Genomic DNA, 17,627 nt, shown 5'->3' with positions numbered 1-17,627 from the left:
AAATATAAGTAAACAAAAAATTATTTTTTCACGAAGTTAATACAGGGTTATCCACAGGCAGTGCGGCCGTTCTGACACCCGTTTTCTGCTTCGTTTTTTTACTGAATTCATAATCGATGCGGCCCAGGTAAATACCGGCATACCCCACCTGGTTTATCAGCGTCTCGTGTCCCGAGGCGTGGCGTATTGCTTCCGGCTGGTCCATAAACGTATGCGTGTGCCCGCCAATAATCAGGTCGATGCCCGGTACCTGCTGTGCCAGTTTGCGGTCATCAATCTTCTCAGTGGTGTAACTATAGCCCAGGTGCGACAGACAGATAACCATGTGGCATTTTTGGTTTTCGCGCAGCTCTTTTACCATTTCCTGCGCTTTCTGTACCGGGTCCAGGTAAACGGTTTCGCCGTACTGCTTTTTACCAACCAGGCCTTCCAATTGTATGCCTAGGCCAAACACACCGATGCGCAAGCCTTCTTTCTCAAAAATCTTGTAAGGTTTAAACTTGCCGGCCAGCATCGTTTTAGAGAAATCGTAGTTTGCATTCACAAACTCGAAACCGGCAACCGGCAGCTGCTTGGCCAAACCTTCCAGACCTAAATCGAAGTCATGGTTACCAAGTGTGGCGGCGTCGTACTTCATGTCGGTCATCAGTTTGTACTCCAGCTCACCGTTAAAGAAGTTGAAATAAGGTGTGCCCTGCCAGATATCACCGGCATCCAATAGCAACACGTTCGGTTCTTCTTTGCGGATACGCTCCACTAAACTGGCACGCCGGGCCATACCGCCCATTCCGGCGTATTTGCGGCCATCACTCGGGAACGGATCGATGCGCGAGTGCTGGTCGTTGGTGTGCAGGATGGTGAGCTTTATGGTTTTGCTGGCGGCTTCGGTAGTTAACGGGAAACCAACTATAGTTAAACCGGCTGCTCCTACGGCGCTGTATTTTAAAAAATCTCTTCTCTTCATGGCGGGTTACTTTTGCGGGATTCCGGAAACGCGTTTGGCTGTATCGGCAACTATAGGTTTGCCAGCGGCGGTCAGTTCCTGTATGTGCTTCAGGATCATGTCGCGCATCATCATGCCTACTTTCTCCGACTCAATGGCTTTCTTGAACATCACCATGTTATCCCCACCGCTGGCCAGGTAATCTGATGTTACGATGGTATAGCTGCGGTTCAGGTCCAAAGGTTTGCCACCGATCTTCACATCAATAGCCTGGCCGTCTCTTACCGTGTAAGTAGCATTAGCAATGGGCGAGATACCGGTTTTAGCGGCAAAATCGAACAATTCTTTAGTGGTAGGGCCATCCAGTGTCAGTACAATCACTTCGTTCTCGAAAGGCATTAGCTCGAAAATGTTCCCCACATTTATCGGTCCGGCCGGAAGTGGCACGCGCAAACCACCATTCGTCGTTTGGGCCATATCTACCGGCGTCTCTACCATCTTATTGGTTTCCTCCAACAGCAGGTCTACCACAAAATTACCCAGCGGCGACTCATAGTCAGCTTTGCGTAGCTCAACAGGTGCCGTTCCTATCACTTCACTCATTTTAGCCGTAACCTGCTGGCGGTAAGGCACTATCATGGCTTCCGTTTCAGGCTTGGCACTTAGGGTGCTATCTACGGGCACATCGGTCAGCTCCAGGCTCGGCGATTGCGGCTGCCATACTTTTTGCTGGCAACCCACCGCTGATGTGGCAAGCAAAAGGGCTGTTATATAACTATAGATCGGGTGTTTCATAAATCAGGCATGAGTTATCCACAAAAGTACGGATATACCTGCTGTGGCACAACATCAAATCTGTTTCAAAGGGTTTTGAAAGTAATGCTATTGTAATATAATATTTTTTCTTCAATCGGTTATAATATGTTATCAAAAATATTATATTTGTATATACTTACTAAGCTACCCGATACTATGAAACAACTATTACTGCTTGTGTGTCTTGCCTTACTCGGAACGAGTGCCAGCGCTACACATCTTCTTGGCGGATTCATAACTTATACAAAAGATGCATCTCCGAATGCAAATCCACGCAAAGTTCATTTCAAGCTAACCCTGATAACGGATGAGGAGTCACCGGCACATGAGTCGGTGGCCAAAATAGATATGGGAGATGGCAATGTGGTGGATGTTGCATTAGCCCGCTATATTCCGATTAATAAAGGAATAGCCAGAAATGAATTCACCTGGGATTATACCTTCCCTAGTGATGGACAATTTTCTGCGAGGTGGACAGGCCTGAGTCGTAACGGAAACATACTCAATATGTCCCCTCCTAGCGATCAGATCAATCTTTCGATCATGACAGAATTAAGTATTAACTCCTTACGGGGACCTAATAGCGGACCACAATTTTTAGCACCTGAGCCGATTAACATAAATGCCGGGCAACCTATCCATTTCAATTTACTGGCTTACGACCCGGATGGTGATAGCCTGGCTTATAAAATCTCTGCACCCTTACATAAAAACCAGGAAGGATTATCGGTGCCGGTACCTGGCTATAAACTACCATCGGATGCATTTAGCTGTAACAAATCTGCCGGATCCGGCGCAGCTTTGTTCGACCTGCACCCCAGAGACGGGCAACTAACCTGGGATGCACCTTGCCGCGTTGGCGAGTACACGATAGCGGTGCTGGTTGAAGAATGGAGGGGCAAATTAAAACTAGGCTATGTAACCTATGATATGACCATACGGGTAAACAGCGGCACGACAGGTAATATAACCTTAGAGAACACAGATGAGCTTAAATTAAACAGATCGGGGCATATCGAAGCCAAAGCAGGTCAGGAGCTGGAACTGAAGATAAACTATAATCAGTTAACGCAGGCCGTAGCACCTATCCCGGCCCCTTCTGGCCAAACTATAAGCCAATATTTTGCCAGCGAACTTACACAGCTGTTTAATGTGCCGGTAAGCTATACTTTTGAGAATACAGCTAACGGTATCATCGGCACTTTCCGGTTCACCCCTACCAAAGAGCTGATCAGAGAAAAACCTTACTTTGTAAGCTTTTATGGTATTAAAGATTCTTATTTTACAACAGCCTCCTTTGGGATTCTAGTACGCGAGAACGAGCCGATCTTAGGGCCGCTTGAAACTGAAAAAACACCTCGTTTACAGGGTAATTATTATATGGTTTCTACAAAAGAGACTGAGACATTTAAAGTGCTTGCAGAAGCTTTCCCGGGTTACACAGCCACTGTTACCGCCCAAAGCTCCATAGCTGGTGCAGCTAAGAAGTTTACCTTTACAACATCTGATAGCACTGCAGGAACTATAGGAACTCTGGAATTACAGCCAAGCGAGGCACAGATCAGCATAAGCCCTTATACCATAAAATTTACAGCAACCTATACGCCAACAGAAAGCACTGGCTCAACAGAACCGATCATAAAGGAGCTGAACATGCAGGTTATGGTTTACAGGTATATTCCTAATTCTATTAAGCGCTTCCTCGACCGCAAGAAGTTTTTCATCTTCCCGAGCTTGGTGTATGATAATTTCAGTGTAGAAGCGGAACGCCCGGTTATGCTCAGCATTTATACTTTGCAGGGCAAACTTATACTGGAGCAAAAACTAGAGCAAGGCACCACTGAAATTTCCAGACCAGATGCGCCTGTCGGTTTATACTTTTATACTCTAACTACAGAAGACGGGCAAAAAAGAACCGCTAAGCTGTTGCTCAAGTAGCAGCTTAGCGGTTTACTGAATGCCGCAACTGTTTGCTACAAAACCAAGTATTTCTTCGAAGGCCTGTTCACTTATATCTACTTTATCTATAATGATAGATTTTTGAAGACCTTCTTCGTTGAACAGGATAAAGATATGGTTTTGATAAAGTGTGCATGAAGTCACACGGTTCCAAGTACAGGATAATTGTTGCAGGTTATTTTTATAGACTATTTTCTCCGCATCAATACTGATTTCAAAAGGCCCGAAATCGCTGATTTGTTGCGCAACTTCTTTGAGGTTATTAAAATACTTTCTTCTGTTAATATAATGGTTCATTAAGGAATAAAAGTATATAAGACCTGTTACAAGAATCAGAACTGCAGATTCTGTCTTTTCAATGATTTCTTTGATTGAGTAAGCATACAAAAGAAGTGATATCAAAAGACCGAACCAGACACCGAATAATCTAAGATTGGTTTCTTTATTTTTATTGAGCAATTGCCAGAGCAACTTTCCTTTTAGCAAAAGGTCTTCTTTACCCGGACTAACACCTGAGATAGTTAACTCCATTTCACAGACGTTATCTTTAACACCTCAACCTTACAACTTCTCCTTCCCCGTCATATAGTTCAGCGTGAGGCCGAGCAGGGTTTTAACGCCTAGCTGCATGCCGCTTTCGTCGATGTAAAAGTCGGGGGTGTGGTGGGCTGGTGCGGTAGCGGGGTCCTGGCCTTTTTTCATGCCGCCTACAAACACGAACAGACCCGGAATTTCTTGCTGGTAGTAAGCAAAGTCTTCGGCGCCGGTCATGGCGTTCATCAGTAGCACGTTGCCTTTGCCGGCTATAGTTTGCAGGGTAGGCAACATGCGCTGGGTCAGGGCTTCGTCGTTAAAGGTGATCGGGGCCATTTCTTCTATCGTTACCTCGGCGGTGGCACCGGCGCTTTCGGCAATTTTGGTTGCGGTTAGTTTTATGCGTTCGTGTATCTGTTTCTGCATGTTGGCATCCAACGCACGGATGGTACCTTCTAACACCACTTCTTCCGGGATGATGTTGTTGCGTACGCCTCCATGTATACTTCCTATGGTTACTACTGCAGCGTCTTCGGTCAGGTCTATCTGGCGACTAATTATAGTTTGCAGGCCGTTAATGATCTGCGCCGACACCACAATCGGGTCTACCCCTGCCCATGGGTTGGCGCCATGTACTTGCTTACCATTCACTTTTATGCGAAGCAGGTCGGCACTGGCCATAATGCCAGCTGGGCGGTACTTCAGCTTACCAACTTCTGTCTGGGAGTTTATGTGCAGTCCGAAAATTACTTCCGGCTTTGGTCCTTTGCTTAAAACACCTTCTTCCACCATCAGCGAGGCGCCGCCTTTCTCACCGGCTGGTGCGCCTTCTTCGGCAGGCTGAAAGATGAACTTCACTGTCCCCGGCAAGTCCTTTTTCATACCGGCCAGTACTTCGGCTGCGCCCAGCAGCATGGCCACGTGCGTATCATGGCCGCAGGCATGCATTACGCCCACTTCCTGTCCGTTATAGTTTCCTTTTGTTTTGCTCGCAAAGGGCACATCTGCACGCTCTGTTACAGGCAGGCCATCCATATCGGCACGCAGGGCAACTACAGGGCCGGGTTTTCCGCCTTTCAGCACGCCAACCACACCCGTATGTGCTACGCCGGTTTCAACTTCAATGCCCAGTCTTTTTAGCTCGGCAGCAATTTTAGCAGCGGTTTTTACTTCGCGGTTGCCCAATTCGGGGTGCTCGTGGAAATCGCGGCGCCACTCTATTACTTTGGGTTCTACTCTAGCAGCCATGCTGTTGGCACGGGCAAGTAGTTTGGCATCCTGGGCAGCGGCAGGCAGCGCCAGTAAGCCAGCACCAACTATAGTTAGTAAAAGTTTATGTTGCATAAAGGATGGTTATAGTTTAGTGTAGTAAGATAGCAATTTAACTATAAAACCGCGCTGCCGGCTTTCTATAAAACTTAACTATAAGCTGCTTACTTCCCGTACAACTTAACTATGATGCGCAAATGGAAAGAACTGGTCCGGAAGCTGAAAGAAGATATTTATACCTTGTACCTGGCTTCGGGTGATCCGCGGATTCCGTTCATGGCCAAAGTGGTGCTGGTGCTTACCGTAGCCTATGCCTTCAGCCCGATAGATCTGATTCCGGATTTTATACCAGTACTAGGCTATTTGGATGATATGCTTTTGCTACCCCTGGGCATCTGGCTGAGTATAAAAATGTTACCTGATGACACGGTACATGAGTACCGGCAAAAGGCGCGACAGCAACTGGAGCGGCCCCAAAAAACGAACTATACCATGGCTATAGTTATCGTTGCCATCTGGCTCCTGATAGGCTATGGCGCTTACCACATGTACATTAGCAGCTTTAAATAACAAACCCTACTCCTTAAAAACGTAAACTATAAAGTATATCTTTACATCAAATTAGAACTATATATACCAGATGACGGACGATAGCAACAACACACAAAAGCTATTCTCGGAGTTTACACCTGCCACTGCCGCCGATTGGGAAGCCCGCGCCAGCAAAGACCTGCGCGATACGCCCCTGGAGCAGCTTACCTGGCATACCTACGAAAACATCGACGTTAAGCCCTACTACACCAAAGAAGACATACAGCAGCTGCCTTTTACAGGACAGAAACCAGGCGATTTCCCGTTCGTGCGCGGTACGCAAACTGACAGCAACAGCTGGCTGAACATACAGGAAATTAAAGCCACCGGCAACGGCAGAGCAGCTATAGATAAGGCGACCGATGCCCTGGCACGCGGAGCCGATGGCATTCATTTTATAATTCCGCAGCCGGAGCAATTTGACCTGGTGTACCTGCTGGGCCAGATAGACCTGAACAAAACACCGGTAGGCTATAGTTTGCCCGAAAAGCTGGACCACTTCCCGAGCCGCCTGTATAACAAGCTGACTGCCAACCAGGTGTCGCCGCAAAACCTGCGTGGCTTCCTGAACTACGACCGCATGACGGCAAAGGGGGAATTATCGCGCGAGGAGAACAAAGCCATACTCGAGATATTGGAGCAGACAAAGGAGAGCCCTGCATTTTTTGGTATTTCGGTTAGCGGCATCAACTTCAGCAGCATCGGCGCATCGGCTACACAGGAAATTGCTTTTACGCTGAATGCGGCGGTTGCTTACATCACAAGGCTCACCAATGCTGGTCAGTCGCTGGAATCGGTGTTGCAGAACATGCAGTTCCATATGGCTGCGGGCTCCAATTACTTTTTCGAGATTGCCAAGCTGCGTGCCTTGCGTTTGCTGTGGGCAACTATAGTTAACGCTTACCAGGCCGACCCGAAACTGGCCGGTGCGCTGCGCATCCATTCCACCACATCCAGCTGGTACCAGACTACGCTTGATCCATACGTGAACATGCTGCGCGTGACCACCGAAGCTATGTCGGCGGTTATTGCCGGAGCCAACTCGCTTACCGTTTCGCCATTCGACAGCACCTTTAAGGAGTCGGATGAATTCTCGGAGCGCATTGCCCGCAATGTGTCCATCATCCTGAAAGAAGAAGCCTATTTAGATAAAGCCATTGACCCGGCTGCCGGCTCGTATTACCTGGAGTCGCTGACGAATGAGCTGGCTACCAAAGCGTGGGAACTGTTTAAAGCAGTAGAAGCCAAAGGTGGTTTTGAAGCTGCCTACGAAAGTGGTTTTATACTGGGCTCGATAACCGAAGTGAGCCGCCGCAAGTTCCGTGATATTGCCACCGGCCGCATGGTGCTGGTAGGAACGAACAAATACCCGAACCCAACCGAAACGATAAACTTCGACCCGGAAGAGCTGATACAAAGCCACAAATTTGACACAGCACGTGCCGCCTACCCAACCGAAGTGATGCGCATGGCTACCGAACTGCACCTGCGCAAACGCCAGCGACGACCAAAAGCTATAGTTGCCATAATTGGCAACGGCGAGCAGCGCCAGGTGAATGCTACGTTTGCCAAGGAGTTCTTCAGCTGTGCCGGTTTCGAGACGGAGCTGCAAAACTATAGTTCTGTTGAAGAAGCATCTGATAAACTGGAAAACACGGCAGCCGAAGTGCTGGTTGTGTCGTCATCAGAAGCAAATTATGTGAAAGAGTTCGGCCCGCGTATCCGTAACTACCATGCCAAGCCAACCCTCATCCTGGCCGACGATCCGCAACACATGAAGGATGAGATGATCGCAAACGGTTACGACGAGTTTATCTTCGAAGACTGCGACATGCGCACCATCTTGGATCTGGTACACCGCAAGCTGCACGGAGATAAGTAATGACTGAATTTTGAATAATTGAATAAAACTATAGTCAGAATTCAGTTATTCAGTTATTCAGTTATTCAGTTATTCAAAATTAAAAGATGAGACAACTATACCTGATACTCTTAACCATGACGACAGCTACCATACTTTCTTCGTTTACCATGCCAAAAGGCGATGCTGTACATGAAGTAAAGCAGGCGCTGGAAGGCCAGATTGCTGCCTGGAACAAAGGCGATCTGGAAACAGCCATGACCTTTTACTGGAACTCGCCGGAGATGCTCTGGATAAGTAAGAACGGCACCGAAAAAGGCTACCAGGAAGTATACGACATGTTCCTGAACGACTTTAAAGACCGCAGCCAGATGGGTGTCTATAGTTACGAACCGCTGCATATAGAGCAAGTAGCCAAAGAAACTGTCTACTTTGTGTTCCGCTGGAAGATCGAGCTGGATGGCAAACGCCTGATGGGCGGCGTATCGTCGCAGGTCTGGAAAAAGCTGAACGACCGCTGGGTAGCCACATCAGAGCATGCCAGTTAGATTTGAAGATTTGGAAATTTGAAAATGAGAAGATTTGAAGATGAACCGTGGATGCAGAACCAATTCATAATTCGTCATTCATAATTCATAATTATAAAAAATGAAGCCTGACTTTTCGAAAATAGATATAAACAACGTAGTGGCAGTCAACGGCGCTCCTGCCCCGGCCGATGCCAAGGTTTGGAAAACGCCGGAGCGTATAAAAGTGAAGAGTTTTTATACTGCTGAGGATGCAGCCCACTTTGAGCACCTTGATTTTGTTGCCGGTTTGCCACCTTATTTGCGCGGGCCGTACAGCACCATGTATGTGCAAAAGCCCTGGACCATCCGTCAGTATGCCGGTTTCTCTACTGCCGAAGAAAGTAACGCCTTCTACCGCCGCAACCTGGCGGGCGGTCAAAAAGGCCTTTCGGTAGCCTTTGACCTGGCTACACACCGCGGCTACGACTCCGACCACCCGCGTGTAGTTGGGGATGTGGGTAAAGCTGGTGTGGCCATCGATTCAGTGGAAGACATGAAGATCCTTTTCGATCAGATTCCACTAAACGAAATGTCAGTTTCGATGACGATGAACGGTGCTGTGCTGCCGATCATGGCGTTTTATATAGTTGCCGCCGAAGAACAAGGCGTAAAGCCGGAACAACTTAGCGGAACGATCCAGAACGACATTCTGAAGGAGTTTATGGTGCGCAATACCTACATCTACCCGCCGGAGCCAAGTATGAAGATCATTGCCGACATCTTTGAATATACTTCCAAAAAGATGCCGCGCTTTAACTCTATTTCCATTTCGGGCTACCACATGCAGGAAGCTGGTGCCACCGCCGATATTGAACTAGCTTACACCTTGGCAGATGGCCTGGAGTATGTGCGCACCGGCTTGCAGGCAGGCATGGACATTGATGATTTCGCGCCGCGCTTGTCTTTCTTCTGGGCCATCGGGATGAACCACTTTATGGAAATCGCCAAGATGCGTGCGGCTCGTATGCTATGGGCAAAACTGATCAAGCAATTCAACCCGAAGAACCCGAAATCATTAGCATTAAGAACGCACTGCCAGACATCCGGCTGGAGTTTAACGGAGCAGGACCCGTTTAATAACGTAACCCGAACCTGCGTAGAGGCCCTGGCCGCTGCCCTTGGCGGAACACAGAGCTTACATACCAATGCACTTGATGAAGCTATAGCTCTACCAACTGATTTCTCGGCGCGTATTGCCCGTAACACACAGATCTATCTGCAGCAGGAAACGCATATTACCAATGTGGTAGACCCTTGGGGTGGCTCTTATTACGTAGAAGCCCTGACGCACGAGCTGGCACACAAAGCATGGGCACTGATTCAGGAAGTGGAAGAGTTGGGTGGTATGGCCAAAGCCATTGAAACCGGCCTGCCGAAAATGCGCATTGAGGAAGCTGCAGCCCGCAAACAGGCCCGCATCGATTCCGGCAAAGACATTATAGTTGGCGTAAACCGATACAAACCGCTGCAGGAACAGGAAATCGATATCCTGGACATTGATAATACCGTGGTGCGCGAATCGCAGTTACGCCGACTGGCCCATATTAAAGAAAACCGTGATGCAGCAGCTGTAGCCAAAGCACTGGAGGCCTTAACCGCAGCAGCACAATCGGGCCAAAAGAACTTGCTGGACCTAGCTGTGGAAGCCGCACGCCACCGCGCTACATTGGGGGAGATTTCAGATGCCCTGGAAAAAGTATACGGCAGACACAAAGCAGTCATCAGAGCTATATCAGGAGTGTATTCAGCAGAAATAACCGACGACGAGAACTTTCAGCGTGCCAAAGCTATGGCCGATCAGTTTGAAGAACTCGAAGGCCGCCGACCACGCATTATGGTCGCTAAAATGGGCCAGGACGGCCACGACCGCGGCTCCAAAGTTATTGCCACTTCCTTCGCCGACCTCGGCTTCGACGTTGACATAGGACCATTGTTCCAGACCCCAGCCGAAGTAGCCATGCAAGCTGCCGAAAACGACGTGCACGTGGTGGGCGTAAGCAGCCTGGCAGCCGGGCACAAAACACTTGTTCCGCACTTAATTGAAGAGCTCTGTAAGCTAGGCCGTGAAGACATTCTGGTTATAGTTGGCGGTGTAATTCCAGCACAGGACTACGACTTCCTTTACCAGGCTGGTGCAGTAGGTGTATTTGGCCCAGGTACTATCATCTCGGTAGCAGCGCAGAATATTCTGGAGAAGCTGATGGAGCAAGTAAAGAACTAGTACTTATAATACTTGCCACCGCAATTATTAAACTATAAAAAGAAAGAAGCTCTAGACTAGATCGTCCTGTTAAAACAAAAAACGAGCCCTGCTCAGGACTCGTTTTTTGTTTTGTAACAATTAGTATCTGTTAGTTACACTGATAGGCATAGTTTGTGACAGTAGTTTCCTGATCCTCATCCGTCTCGGTGCTTTTGGTTGGGAAGTCTTTGTCGTTATAGATGTAGGCATAAGTCGAAGTTGAAGTCATTTCCATGCCTTCCATGTTAAACGACTGCGTAATTTTGCCTGGGTTGTTTTTGCTGGAACCCGACCACGGATCAAATAAACCTTTAACGGCTGCCATTGGTGTATTTTTATTGTCGTAGTTCTCGTAAGTCAGGGTAAATAATGCAAAACCATCAGCAGAGATGGCAGAGCTCGCAACATTGCCCTGTGCGTTGTATGTAAAAGTTTGCTTATAGACAACCTCCTCTATTTCACCGTCAAAATCTTCTTCAACTATTTCGCTTAACTCTATTAAACGGTTACTGCCATCGTATTTAAATTCAGCATAGCCATCAGCTGTGCCATCGGCCAGGAACCACTCCGCTTTTGATACCTTCCCATTTGTGTAAGTATACTGCACGTAGTTATCCAGCTTACCTCCGCTGTAGCCTTCCTCTTTTACCAGGCGGTCTGAGTTGTCATAAACAAACAAGTAGTAATCAGAGGTGTTGCCGGCGTAAGTTACCTTTGTAATATAACCCTTGCTGTTATATTCAATATTAGATACATCACCATCAGAGTTAATACTGGTTAGCTTGCAGGCAGCACTAACATTGTCTACAGGATTTACATCGTCATCCTTGTCGCCGCAGGCAGTGAACATAAGCGCTGCTGCTACAAACAGGCTCAACAGTTTGCTGGAAAAGTTTAATTTCATCGTTTTATTTGTGTTAGAAATGGTTTAAGATTTGCAAAATTCAAAATAATATTTTAATCATACAATACCTATTTTTGGGTATATCTTTTTTTTAAACAAAACTACCTGTTTAACGCTTCTATCTGATGAGCGTTATATTATCTTGATGAAGCTAAAACACATCCTTATAGTTGTTGCCATCGCCCTGATCGGGTGGTTTGTATACGACTCCTTATCACAACCGGGCCCGCAGGACCTGGAAGGCAATTTTAAAGAAACTGCCTTTTACCGCAACGAAAATAATACGGGTCCCATTGTCCGGATTTATGCCGTAACCGTGTCGGACACACTTTGGAGCCAGATGCAGCAGTATGGCGATTTTATGCCCCATACCAAGTATGGCAATACCAAAGTCTACTTCTTTTTAGAGGGAAAAGCCCCAACCACAGTGCAGCCCGACATTCCTAATATAGCAGTAAATTTTCAGAGTAACTGCATTGGCTTGTATGAGAAAGATGCTATGAGCCAGGTAAACTTTACGAGATATCCGTTTAGCAGGTAAAAAGCTACTGATCTTCTTTTCCGGTTTAAGGTAAGCCCTGTACTGCTTTGCATCGTACAAACAGTAGAACATGCATTAAAAAGGCTTACAACTATGAAAAAGAAGATCAGAAAAATACTTTCACTAAGCGTGCTTTGTGCCCCTTTGTTACTGGTAGCCTGCGGCGGAGAATACGGCGAAAATGCGGAAAAGCCACCTGAATCGCAGACCGGCCAAACAAACGAGACCGGCGTTGAAGGATCCGGCGACATGCCTGGTACAGCTGCCGACGATACCTCACAATATGTAAACGAGGTTATAGGAGATGATAATGCTGCTGCTGCTGATACTTTATAATTGAATCTTAAAACTATAAAAGGGCGGACCAGTTCCGTCCTTTTTTGTTTATACTATAGTCTGGCACTAGGTTTGCAATTGCCGCGTTATAAGTAAAAGGCAAACACATGATCAGCTTAAAAAATATAGCTGCAGCCCTACTGCTTTATAGTTCGGTATTTGTTGCCCAGGCGCAGGGTGAGCAGCATAACTGGTACTTTGGCAAAGGCGCAGGCATTACGTTTAATGGCGACTCGGCTGTGGCTGTAGGCAACGGACGCCTGTTCACAGAAGAGGGCAGCGCCAGCATCTCAGATAAAGATGGCAACCTGCTGTTCTATACCAACGGCATTACGGTATGGAACCGCAACCACAAAGTAATGCCTAACGGCAACGGCCTGCTTGGTGGTAACTCGTCTACACAGTCAGCACTTATAGTTCCTAAGCCTGGTTCTGCCACCATCTACTATATTTTTACAACTGCCATACAGGCTCAGTCGGATGGGTTGCGCTACAGCATACTGGACATGAGCAAGGATATTGGCAACGGCGACCTGGTATTCAAGAATACTTTTATGATATCGCCAGCCACTGAAAAGCTGACTGCCGTGCGCCACAGCAATGGCAAAGACTGGTGGGTGATTGCACACCGCTGGAACAGCAATGCTTACATGTCCTTCCTTGTCTCTGAGGCAGGCGTGGCAACACAACCTGTGCTTAGCAATGCGGGCACTGTACATGGTGGCCCTAACCGTAAAGCCATTGGCTATTTAAAACCATCGCCGGACGGTAACCGCCTGGCCGCAGCACTTTGGAACGATGACAGCAACTTCGAACTACTCACCTTCGACCGAAGTACCGGCAAGGTGTCGAACCCTATTCTTTTTAAAGGATTTACAGAAGCCTATGGCATTGCCTTTTCCCCGGATGGCACCAAACTATACGGATCAGTTAAAGACAAGAAAACCGGCAAAGGCCAGGTGATCCAGTTTGATCTGAGAGCAGGTACCCCTGATGCTATAAACAAGTCTGCCACAGTGGTAGCTAGGTCCGGAAGCCCGGTAATCGGGGCATTGCAGCTTGGACCTGATGGCCGCATTTATGTAGCCCGTAAAGACAACCTGCACTTAGGCGTTATTTTAAACCCTAATGCAGCTGCCGAAAACGTGATCTACCGTGATAATGGCATAAAACTGGCTGGTCGGCGCAGCGACCTGGGCCTGCCAAACTTTGTACAGGATACAACCCGCTAATCAGTAACTATAGAAAACCAGAAGGCCAGCCCGTATAAAGCTGGCCTTCTGGTTTTTGCGAAACTATAGTTTCTATTCAGCTAACTATAGTTACAGAATCTGTGGTTTGCCAATCTTGAAGCGTAAGAAGCCCATTGCAAACGATGCTCCCGGGTTATTTTTGGTAAACGGAGCCGTTACATCGCGCATACCAACACCAAATTCATAAACCGGCGAAACTATAGCGAAACCAAACGGCACATTCAATTTATCACCCGCACCAGTCGATACACCTGAGCTCAGGCGGAACACAGGAACCGGCGAGAAATCTATACCCAGGCCAACAAAATCGTCGGTAATGTTGCCCGGAGCTTTGTTAAGAGGAGCCACATAATCCACACCTACTTCCAGGCGCTGTCCGATTTTTACACCGGCACCAAAACGGAAACGCGTCGGCAGGTTCACTTTTATCTCTCCTACCGGGCTAAACACCAGCGCGCTATCAACTATAGCCTGCGCCATTTTACCGGCATCGCCCCAGAAGTCGCTGTTCTCAGCTCCTGTGCGGCCGAGATCTTCCATTGTAAAGCCATTATCCTTCCCTTCCAGCAGGTTCTTTGTCCAGCGGATGTTACCTATATCTGTTACCGAAGCGCTTACTTTTACAATCTTAACAATCTCGGCAGAAAGACCTAAGTCAACACCATGCCCGCGGCCAACCGGGTTCAGCAAACCATCTGCGCTGTTATAGTTGAATTTAGGATCATCCAGGTACTTGTCGTAGTCGGCATCCAGTACTGGCGATAAAGCGTTGTAAGCTTTCAGGTTACCAGCTTTCGCACTGAACTCATACATGCCAAGCCCCTGCAGGTATTTATAGCCTACGCCACCATAAATATTGATCAGTGGCAGGTCAATGATTTCGCGCCCGTATGCCAGGTTCCACTCGTTTACCCACGACATTTTTACCTGCGAACCGTCAAACAGCTCCGATACATACAGCGTTTCATCCGGCTGAATATCCTTTAAGAAAGGGGCTTCTTCGCCAAGGAACAGCAATTCAGAAAAGTTTTTGTTAAATGCCACGTGCCCCAACATGCGCTGTCTGTTGCTCACAGCAAACCCACCGATCTTCGGCAGGTTCACCGATAAGGCAAACGTATTTATATCAGCACCGGCATTCAGCACGTTGTCACTGTTAAATGCTTTGGCTAGTTGCAGGCGCTCTTCCATGCTGATGCTCTGATCAGATGCCAGCTTGATTGCGTTTTTGAGGGTGGCTCGTGTAAATGCCTGTGAGCTACCGTAGCCACCAAACTCTGCGATGGTAAACGAGATAAAGGAGGTGCTGCGGCCCAGGTTGGCAGGGTTTACACCAATTGCTTGGTAATCGTGCACAAAAGTGTTCTGAACACCGCCACGGCTTACCACCGAAAAGCTGCTGCTTTCTGTTTGTGCCAGCACTGCAAATGGTGCCATCAGAAGTGCTGTAGCGGCTAAAAGTAATTTTTTCATAAAAGGTCAGCTAATAAAAACTATACAGGAAGTTCTGATTTAAACTTTGCGGCACTCTCAAAACAGAAAAACAGCTATCTGTTAGTGGGTTAGCTTAGACCAAAGTATAAATCGGGACGCAAGTTCAACTTTTTTTCTGAAAATCAGAATATAACGATACTAAACTATAAACACTTTTTAAGAAGCTGCTTTACGGATGGGTTTGGGTATGATGTACCGCTCATTCTGCTAACTTTGTAACTAAACCCTATAGCTATGGCCAAAAGATTTTCTGCTGAAACGTATGTAAATGGTATTCTGAACGGCGACCGCGTGTTGCTGAGCCGCGCCATTACGTTAGTGGAAAGTAAATTACCCCAGGATCAGGAGTTGGCCCAGCAGGTAATAGACCAGGTGCTGCCTTATTCTGGTAAAGCTGTACGAATTGGCATAACCGGTGTGCCTGGTGTGGGGAAAAGTACCTTTATTGAGGCCTTCGGAAACTATGTAATTGAGCATGCCGGCAAAAAGCTGGCTGTGCTGGCAATAGACCCCTCAAGCCAGCGCACCGGCGGCAGTATTCTCGGCGATAAAACCCGCATGGAATCGCTGTCGATCAACCCGAAAGCATTTATTCGCCCTTCGCCAGCTGGTAAATCGCTGGGTGGGGTTGCACGTAGCACCCGCGAGAGTATTATACTCTGCGAAGCCGCCGGTTTTGATGCCATTATTGTAGAGACTGTTGGCGTAGGGCAATCAGAAACATCGGTGCATGCCATGGTCGATTTCTTTCTCCTGCTGATGCTGGCCGGTGCCGGCGATGAGCTGCAAGGCATTAAACGCGGCATCATGGAAATGGCCGATGCCATTGCCATTACCAAAGCCGACGGCGAAAACCTGGGCAAAGCTACATCTGCACAGGCCGAATACCAGGGTGCGCTGCACCTCTATCCTGTGGGCACCTCCGGCTGGATGCCTCGCGTATCTGTATGCTCGGCATTACAGCAAACCGGCTTAAATACTATCTGGCAGACTATAGATGACTATCTCCATCAAACCCAGAGCAACGGTTACTTCGATAAAAAACGTCGCGACCAGAACTTGCAATGGATGTACGAAGCCATACGTCAAGGTTTAGAGGAGAATTTCTATTCGCACCAGCAGGTAAAGGCTCAGTTACAAACTATAGCGGAGCAGGTGAAACACGGGCAAAAATCCGCGTTTGCCGCTGCTCATGAGTTGCTGAGGTTAGTGTAATGTATTTCTTCTGTTGCTCTGCCGAGCGTTAGCGAGGCTTCTTCTCTGCACTTTACTTCATTGTCATTTCGAGCTTCGTGAGAAATCTATCTCAGCCTATAGTTCTCCTTTGTCATCCTGAGCGTTAGTCGAAGGATCTTATATAGCCTATAGCCAACTATAATACAACTGGACACAAGCAGTTTATTCTATAGTTACCACATATCCTGGGAGCTCAATTAACCTATCGTATTATAGTTGCTTTGGTGCGCTCACGGCCGCGGGGCCCCGTCTTCGGGCATCGCGCGGCTGCCTTCTTGCTATCCTCGCTGCGCTCGGGTTGCCTGCGGCACCGCAACAAGTCAAAGGCGCTCAACCCAAAGACTGAAATCACTCGATAGCTACCGTTATAGTTTGTTGAATGGTTATAGCTTGTAGCATTATCGTGGTCATAGTTCCTTAGGGCAGGCTGCGCCTGCCTAGTCATGGACTGTAGCTATAGCCGAAATTCCCCTCTTGGGAGGGGCAGGGGTGGGTTAATTGCCAACTATAGAACTACGACTCCAACTATAGCAAAACCTCAATCCAAACAATCCATCAAACCCCTTAATCCCGGTTCAGACAAAAATCTCCTAATCCGATAAATCCTTTTAATCACTGGTCTAAACAAAAACAGCCAGCCCATTTCTGAACCAGCTGCCTCTGTATCAATAAGTATCTTTCAATTCAGATGAGATAAACTCACCGAATCATTTTAATCTCAATGCGCCTTCTCTAGGGTAACCTTTGCCCATTTGCAAATACCACCAAGTGGCGGATTATATTTATAAACACTCACTTTTACCGAAGCTACAAACGGGAAGCGTTCGTAAACTTTATCGATAATACGGTGACCGAGATGCTCTAACAGGCGGGCCGGTATTCTCATTTCCTCCAACACCAGCGCGTACAGCACTTCATAGTTTACGGTTTCGTTCAGGTCATCAGACTCGGCGGCGCGGCGCAGGTCGGTGTTTATGGTCAGGTCGATGCCGTACTTATTGCCAATCTTCTGCTCCTCGTCGTAAAACCCGTGGAAGGCAAAGAATTCCATGCCCTCCAGTGTAATTTGCCCCATTCCC

The 17,627-nt window shown here is 47.6% G+C and carries 16 protein-coding genes; 9 read left to right on the top strand and 7 right to left on the bottom strand.

The window, feature by feature from the left end; translation table 11 throughout:
- Positions 1 to 28 precede the first annotated feature (28 nt).
- Positions 29 to 964, bottom strand: a complete 936-nt coding sequence (locus GXP69_RS09985) for a metallophosphoesterase (RefSeq protein WP_163914919.1) — start codon at positions 962 to 964, stop codon at positions 29 to 31.
- Positions 965 to 970: 6 nt separating this feature from the next.
- A complete protein-coding gene (locus tag GXP69_RS09980; RefSeq protein WP_163914917.1) occupies positions 971 to 1,738 on the bottom strand; it encodes a 5'-nucleotidase C-terminal domain-containing protein in 768 nt (255 codons plus the stop codon).
- Positions 1,739 to 1,915: 177 nt separating this feature from the next.
- On the opposite strand from GXP69_RS09980, the gene GXP69_RS09975 reads away from it, so the two are divergent.
- The gene (locus GXP69_RS09975; RefSeq protein WP_163914915.1) at positions 1,916 to 3,697 is read left to right on the top strand and encodes a T9SS type A sorting domain-containing protein; all 1,782 of its coding nucleotides are present in this window, start codon (positions 1,916 to 1,918) and stop codon (positions 3,695 to 3,697) included.
- A 12-nt stretch (positions 3,698 to 3,709) separates the two neighbouring features.
- On the opposite strand, the gene GXP69_RS09970 is transcribed toward GXP69_RS09975, so the two are convergent.
- Entirely contained in the window at positions 3,710 to 4,249 is a 540-nt protein-coding gene (locus GXP69_RS09970) for a hypothetical protein (protein WP_163914913.1), read from the bottom strand.
- A 30-nt stretch (positions 4,250 to 4,279) separates the two neighbouring features.
- The gene (locus GXP69_RS09965; RefSeq protein ID WP_163914912.1) at positions 4,280 to 5,596 is read right to left on the bottom strand and encodes an amidohydrolase; all 1,317 of its coding nucleotides are present in this window, start codon (positions 5,594 to 5,596) and stop codon (positions 4,280 to 4,282) included.
- A 111-nt stretch (positions 5,597 to 5,707) separates the two neighbouring features.
- On the opposite strand from GXP69_RS09965, the gene GXP69_RS09960 reads away from it, so the two are divergent.
- From GXP69_RS09960 to scpA, 4 genes are all read left to right on the top strand, one after another.
- The gene (locus tag GXP69_RS09960) at positions 5,708 to 6,091 is read left to right on the top strand and encodes a YkvA family protein (protein ID WP_204281984.1); all 384 of its coding nucleotides are present in this window, start codon (positions 5,708 to 5,710) and stop codon (positions 6,089 to 6,091) included.
- 70 nt (positions 6,092 to 6,161) lie between these two features.
- Positions 6,162 to 7,994: a methylmalonyl-CoA mutase subunit beta gene (locus tag GXP69_RS09955; RefSeq protein ID WP_163914910.1), complete on the top strand. Its 1,833-nt coding sequence runs from the start codon at positions 6,162 to 6,164 to the stop codon at positions 7,992 to 7,994.
- A gap of 86 nt (positions 7,995 to 8,080) precedes the next feature.
- On the top strand, positions 8,081 to 8,521 hold the full coding sequence (locus GXP69_RS09950) for a YybH family protein (RefSeq protein WP_163914909.1): 441 nt from the start codon (positions 8,081 to 8,083) through the stop codon (positions 8,519 to 8,521).
- Positions 8,522 to 8,621: 100 nt separating this feature from the next.
- Positions 8,622 to 10,763, top strand: coding sequence for a methylmalonyl-CoA mutase (scpA, locus tag GXP69_RS09945; RefSeq protein WP_163914908.1), 2,142 nt, complete (start codon positions 8,622 to 8,624; stop codon positions 10,761 to 10,763).
- Positions 10,764 to 10,893: 130 nt separating this feature from the next.
- Here the strand turns inward: scpA and GXP69_RS09940 are convergent, their stop codons facing one another.
- Positions 10,894 to 11,688: a hypothetical protein gene (locus GXP69_RS09940; RefSeq protein WP_163914907.1), complete on the bottom strand. Its 795-nt coding sequence runs from the start codon at positions 11,686 to 11,688 to the stop codon at positions 10,894 to 10,896.
- 145 nt (positions 11,689 to 11,833) lie between these two features.
- Between GXP69_RS09940 and GXP69_RS09935 the strand changes: the two genes are divergently transcribed.
- From GXP69_RS09935 to GXP69_RS09925, 3 genes are all read left to right on the top strand, one after another.
- Positions 11,834 to 12,229: a hypothetical protein gene (locus GXP69_RS09935; protein ID WP_163914906.1), complete on the top strand. Its 396-nt coding sequence runs from the start codon at positions 11,834 to 11,836 to the stop codon at positions 12,227 to 12,229.
- A 93-nt stretch (positions 12,230 to 12,322) separates the two neighbouring features.
- Positions 12,323 to 12,565, top strand: a complete 243-nt coding sequence (locus tag GXP69_RS09930) for a hypothetical protein (RefSeq protein ID WP_163914905.1) — start codon at positions 12,323 to 12,325, stop codon at positions 12,563 to 12,565.
- A 107-nt stretch (positions 12,566 to 12,672) separates the two neighbouring features.
- Positions 12,673 to 13,797, top strand: a complete 1,125-nt coding sequence (locus GXP69_RS09925) for a WD40 repeat domain-containing protein (protein WP_163914904.1) — start codon at positions 12,673 to 12,675, stop codon at positions 13,795 to 13,797.
- A 90-nt stretch (positions 13,798 to 13,887) separates the two neighbouring features.
- Here the strand turns inward: GXP69_RS09925 and GXP69_RS09920 are convergent, their stop codons facing one another.
- A complete protein-coding gene (locus tag GXP69_RS09920; protein WP_163914903.1) occupies positions 13,888 to 15,291 on the bottom strand; it encodes a DUF5723 family protein in 1,404 nt (467 codons plus the stop codon).
- A gap of 255 nt (positions 15,292 to 15,546) precedes the next feature.
- On the opposite strand from GXP69_RS09920, the gene meaB reads away from it, so the two are divergent.
- Positions 15,547 to 16,527, top strand: a complete 981-nt coding sequence (meaB, locus tag GXP69_RS09915) for a methylmalonyl Co-A mutase-associated GTPase MeaB (protein ID WP_163914902.1) — start codon at positions 15,547 to 15,549, stop codon at positions 16,525 to 16,527.
- A 739-nt stretch (positions 16,528 to 17,266) separates the two neighbouring features.
- Here the strand turns inward: meaB and folB are convergent.
- On the bottom strand, positions 17,267 to 17,623 hold the full coding sequence (gene folB / locus GXP69_RS09910; protein ID WP_163914901.1) for a dihydroneopterin aldolase: 357 nt from the start codon (positions 17,621 to 17,623) through the stop codon (positions 17,267 to 17,269).
- Positions 17,624 to 17,627 lie beyond the last annotated feature (4 nt).

Source organism: Pontibacter burrus (assembly GCF_010686685.1).
Classification (GTDB): Bacteria; Bacteroidota; Bacteroidia; order Cytophagales; family Hymenobacteraceae; genus Pontibacter; species Pontibacter burrus.
Note: the sequence above shows the minus strand (reverse complement) of the source record. Positions and strands in the feature narration are given on the sequence as shown.

What these genes read in the sequence shown, in the direction of transcription:
- GXP69_RS09985 (WP_163914919.1), bottom strand. Translation starts at nt 964, where the DNA reads ATGAAGAGAAGAGATTTTTTAAAATACAGCGCCGTAGGAGCAGCCGGT.
- GXP69_RS09970 (WP_163914913.1), bottom strand. Translation starts at nt 4,249, where the DNA reads ATGGAGTTAACTATCTCAGGTGTTAGTCCGGGTAAAGAAGACCTTTTG.
- GXP69_RS09935 (WP_163914906.1), top strand. Translation starts at nt 11,834, where the DNA reads ATGAAGCTAAAACACATCCTTATAGTTGTTGCCATCGCCCTGATCGGG.
- GXP69_RS09965 (WP_163914912.1), bottom strand. Translation starts at nt 5,596, where the DNA reads ATGCAACATAAACTTTTACTAACTATAGTTGGTGCTGGCTTACTGGCG.
- GXP69_RS09955 (WP_163914910.1), top strand. Translation starts at nt 6,162, where the DNA reads ATGACGGACGATAGCAACAACACACAAAAGCTATTCTCGGAGTTTACA.
- GXP69_RS09920 (WP_163914903.1), bottom strand. Translation starts at nt 15,291, where the DNA reads ATGAAAAAATTACTTTTAGCCGCTACAGCACTTCTGATGGCACCATTT.
- GXP69_RS09940 (WP_163914907.1), bottom strand. Translation starts at nt 11,688, where the DNA reads ATGAAATTAAACTTTTCCAGCAAACTGTTGAGCCTGTTTGTAGCAGCA.
- GXP69_RS09950 (WP_163914909.1), top strand. Translation starts at nt 8,081, where the DNA reads ATGAGACAACTATACCTGATACTCTTAACCATGACGACAGCTACCATA.
- GXP69_RS09930 (WP_163914905.1), top strand. Translation starts at nt 12,323, where the DNA reads ATGAAAAAGAAGATCAGAAAAATACTTTCACTAAGCGTGCTTTGTGCC.
- folB (WP_163914901.1), bottom strand. Translation starts at nt 17,623, where the DNA reads ATGGGGCAAATTACACTGGAGGGCATGGAATTCTTTGCCTTCCACGGG.
- GXP69_RS09975 (WP_163914915.1), top strand. Translation starts at nt 1,916, where the DNA reads ATGAAACAACTATTACTGCTTGTGTGTCTTGCCTTACTCGGAACGAGT.
- GXP69_RS09925 (WP_163914904.1), top strand. Translation starts at nt 12,673, where the DNA reads ATGATCAGCTTAAAAAATATAGCTGCAGCCCTACTGCTTTATAGTTCG.
- GXP69_RS09960 (WP_204281984.1), top strand. Translation starts at nt 5,708, where the DNA reads ATGATGCGCAAATGGAAAGAACTGGTCCGGAAGCTGAAAGAAGATATT.
- scpA (WP_163914908.1), top strand. Translation starts at nt 8,622, where the DNA reads ATGAAGCCTGACTTTTCGAAAATAGATATAAACAACGTAGTGGCAGTC.
- GXP69_RS09980 (WP_163914917.1), bottom strand. Translation starts at nt 1,738, where the DNA reads ATGAAACACCCGATCTATAGTTATATAACAGCCCTTTTGCTTGCCACA.
- meaB (WP_163914902.1), top strand. Translation starts at nt 15,547, where the DNA reads ATGGCCAAAAGATTTTCTGCTGAAACGTATGTAAATGGTATTCTGAAC.